General features: G+C 42.0%; 3 protein-coding genes. All 3 read left to right on the top strand.

The features are described 5' to 3' along the window. Positions 1–164 precede the first annotated feature (164 nt). From HMPREF9073_RS03690 to HMPREF9073_RS03680, 3 genes are read left to right on the top strand one after another with little or no spacing between them, the layout of a single operon-like run. A complete protein-coding gene (locus HMPREF9073_RS03690) occupies positions 165–1,334 on the top strand; it encodes an AGE family epimerase/isomerase (protein WP_009412652.1) in 1,170 nt (389 codons plus the stop codon). Then, positions 1,334–2,584 (top strand): cyclically-permuted mutarotase family protein, encoded by a 1,251-nt coding sequence (locus tag HMPREF9073_RS03685; protein WP_009412651.1) that lies wholly within the window; start codon positions 1,334–1,336, stop codon positions 2,582–2,584. The genes HMPREF9073_RS03690 and HMPREF9073_RS03685 overlap by 1 nt, the downstream gene beginning before the upstream one ends. A 46-nt stretch (positions 2,585–2,630) precedes the next feature. Further along, the gene (locus HMPREF9073_RS03680) at positions 2,631–3,863 is read left to right on the top strand and encodes an MFS transporter (protein WP_009412650.1); all 1,233 of its coding nucleotides are present in this window, start codon (positions 2,631–2,633) and stop codon (positions 3,861–3,863) included. Positions 3,864–3,896: the final 33 nt, after the last annotated feature.

Raw genomic sequence — 3,896 nt, 5'->3', positions numbered from 1 at the left:
CCCTAACCCCTAACCCCTAACCCCTAACCCCTAATTAAAAATATTTAATAAATAATTTGTATTTTTAAAATAGTTGCCGTACTTTTGCAGGATATTTTTAGAAACGAATTTAAAATTGAATATAAAAATATCAATATTTAAAAGAATAAATCAAAATTAAACCAATGGATTTTAAACAATTAGAAAAACAATACCGCGATGAACTCTTGCAAAACGTCATTCCGTTTTGGTTAGAAAAATCGCAAGATAAACAGTACGGAGGCTACTTCACCTGCCTTGACCGCCAAGGAAATGTATTCGATACTGATAAATTTATTTGGCTACAAGCCCGTGAGGTATGGCTCTTCAGTATGCTCTATAATCGCGTTGAAAAACGCCAAGAATGGTTAGACACCGCGATACAAGGAGCTGAGTTCCTTAAAAAATATGGTCACGACGGGCACCTCAATTGGTACTTCTCTTTAGACCAACAAGGGAATCCTTTAGTAGAACCTTATAACATCTTCTCCTATACCTTTGCCACAATGGCTTTTGGTCAGCTGAGTATCGCTACAGGCAATCAGGAATACGTCGATATTGCCAAGAAAACCTTTGACATTATCCTCTCCAAAAAAGACAATCCTAAAGGCAAATGGAGCAAAGCACACCCCGGTACGCGCTCTCTTAAAAACTTTGCTCTCCCGATGATTTTGTGTAATTTAGCCCTCGAAATAGAACCGCTCTTAGAGCCTTCTTTTATTGAGGAGGCAATGGAGGCTTGTATCCACGAAGTGATGGAAGTGTTTTTACGACCTGAATTGGGCGGGATTGTAGTAGAGAACGTAAATGCTGATGGTTCACTATCTGATACTTTTGAAGGTCGTCAGCTTACCCCTGGTCACGCTATTGAGGCAATGTGGTTTATAATGGACTTAGGCAAACGCCTCAACCGTCCTGAATTGATAGAAAAAGCGGTGCAAACTACCCTAACAATGCTCAACTATGGTTGGGATAAACAGTATGGTGGTATTTACTACTTTATGGACAGAAAAGGTTACCCACCTCAACAATTAGAATGGGATCAAAAATTGTGGTGGGTGCATATCGAAACGCTCATCTCTCTCATAAAAGGATACCAACTTACTGGTAATAAAGAGTGTTTAGCGTGGTTTGAAAAAGTGCACAATTACACTTGGGAGCATTTCAAAGACCCTAAATATCCTGAATGGTGGGGCTACCTCAACCGCCAAGGCGAGGTACTTCTCGACCTAAAAGGCGGTAAATGGAAAGGCTGTTTCCACGTACCCCGTGGCTTATATCAAGTATGGAAAACAATTGAAATGATCAATGGTTAATGAATAATGATAAAGAACATATAATATACAAAACTTTGTCAAAGTCTTTAATGCCTGCCGTGCTACGGTCTTTGACAAAGTCTGTACTATTCGTTTTATCTCTAATAATATTGACGGCTTGTACAGAAACCCAAAAAGAACAATCTATGAAAATGAATATTACAGCACTTACCACTCAAGGCTTAGAAGGCGACCTTCAAAAAGGCGTCTCTGCCGCTTATGCTGCTCTTATAGATGATAATCTATTAGTAGCTGGAGGGTGCAACTTCCCTGATAAACTCGGTTTTGAAGGTGGAAAAAAAGTGTTTTATGACGAAATTCTTCTTTTCAATAAAACACAGAACCAATGGCAAACTATAGGTAAACTCCCCGAAGCTACTGCTTATGGGGTTTCAGTAGCTATTCCCGATGGCTATCTATGGATAGGTGGACAAACAGCTACTCATTCGTTAGCTACCTGCCATAAAGTGCAATATACTAAAGAAAAAGGACTTACCTTTACTGATTTCCCTGCCTTGCCCGAACCGCTTGATAACTTCGCTGGTACGAGTATAGGTAGCAAAGTTTTTGTAGCAGGAGGTAACGCTTCTGGCAAACCTTCTAATAAAGTTTACTATATTGATACCGCCACTGATAAAGAGTGGCATCGCTTAGCTGACTTCCCAGAGACTGCCAGCGTACAACCCGTAGTAGCAGCGGTAACACACGAGAACGATACTCATTTATACTTGTTTGGAGGCTTTTTTGGTGGCGATGCTACACACGCACCTGCCCTCATTACTACCGTATGGTGCTATAGCTTGCAACAACAGCAATGGCAGAAAGTAGCTACTGAAGAAACAACTGATAAAAAGCTATTTACCCTCACAGGAGCTACAGCTTTAGCTATAGATAACCGCTATATCGCTTGTTTTGGTGGGGTGAATGCTTCTCTGTTTATAAATACTATCACCGACCTCTATCATATAGGTCGTGATACTGCCCTCACCGATGAGGCGCGCAAACAGAAAAACTACGACTATATGGCGCATTATATGACCCAACCTATAGCGTACTACAAGTTTAACCAAGAATGCTATTTGTTCGACACCCATACAAAGCAGTGGTCGGTACTCGATACACAACCTGATTTTGCTCGTGCGGGTGCTACTTTAGTAGGTACTCCCGATGAGTTTTATCTTATCCAAGGCGAACTCAAACCTGGTGTACGCAGCCCTAAAACCTATAAACTTAAAATTTTGTCTAACTAAAAGCCCTGCTAAACTCCCTTCTTAAGAGGGGATAAGGGAGAATATTATGAAAAACAACAAAATATACCCTTGGATAGTAGTTGCCCTACTGTGGGTAGTGGCACTACTGAATTATTTAGACCGACAAATGCTCTCCACGATGCAGGAGTCGATGAAAATGGATATTAAGGAGCTTACCGTAGGCGATAACTTTGGTCGCCTAATGGGCATCTTCTTACTTATTTACGGATTGATGAGCCCTGTAGCAGGTATTCTTGCCGACCGTCTCAACCGCAAGTGGATGATAGTAGGTAGCCTCTTTGTATGGTCGGCTGTAACCTATGGAATGGGCTACGCAACCACTTTTGACCAAGTGTACTGGCTACGTGCCCTGATGGGTGTGAGCGAAGCCTTATACTTAGCGACAGCCCTCTCAATGATCGCCGATTACCACAGCTCAAAAACACGTTCGTTAGCGGTGGGTATCCACATGTCGGGGCTCTATGCTGGTCAAGCCTTGGGAGGTTTCGGGGCTACCATTGCCTCTAACTATACGTGGCATACCGTTTTCCACTGGTTTGGTATTGCAGGTATTGTATATGCTGTATTCTTAGTGTTCACTTTGTTTGACATCGAAAGAAAACCCGCTGTTCCTCAACAAGCGACTACTGTATCTAAAGGAAGTATGGGTCAATCACTTACCCTTGTGTTGGGCACAGCTTCTTTTTGGATATTGCTTTTCTACTTTATGGCATCGAGCTTCCCAGGCTGGGGTACTAAAAACTGGTTGCCTACCCTCTTTTCAAACAACTTAAACGTATCGATGGCAACCGCAGGCCCCATGGCAACCATTTCTATTGCAATTTCGTCTTTCTTAGGGGTACTCATCGGGGGAACCCTCTCCGATCGCTGGGTACAGACAAACATCAAAGCGCGTATCTACACTAGTACTATTGGTTTAGGTCTCACCATTCCTGCTTTGGTATTGATGGGATTTGGTAGCTCCTACGCTGCAATGATAGGCGCAACCTTGCTCTTTGGTATTGGTTATGGAATGTTTGATACGAATAATATGCCTATTTTATGCCAAATCATTCCGCAGCAACAGCGTGCTACGGCTTATGGCATTATGAATATGGGAGGTGTATTGGCGGGTTATGCCGTTACCCGAATGCTCGGCTCTTCAAGCGATACCGGCAACTTAGGAGCTGATTTTAGCAAACTATCAGTAATCATCCTAATAGCCATCGTACTGATGCTCATATTCCTAAAACCCAAAAGAGAATTATGTGGTAAATAACGTCAGTTTGATATAACAGAACATTGATTTACA

This window comes from Capnocytophaga sp. oral taxon 326 str. F0382 (genome assembly GCF_000318295.1).
Taxonomy (GTDB): domain Bacteria; phylum Bacteroidota; class Bacteroidia; order Flavobacteriales; family Flavobacteriaceae; genus Capnocytophaga; species Capnocytophaga periodontitidis.
The sequence above is the reverse complement of the archived record's forward strand: the minus strand, read 5'-3'. Positions and strand labels throughout refer to the sequence as shown.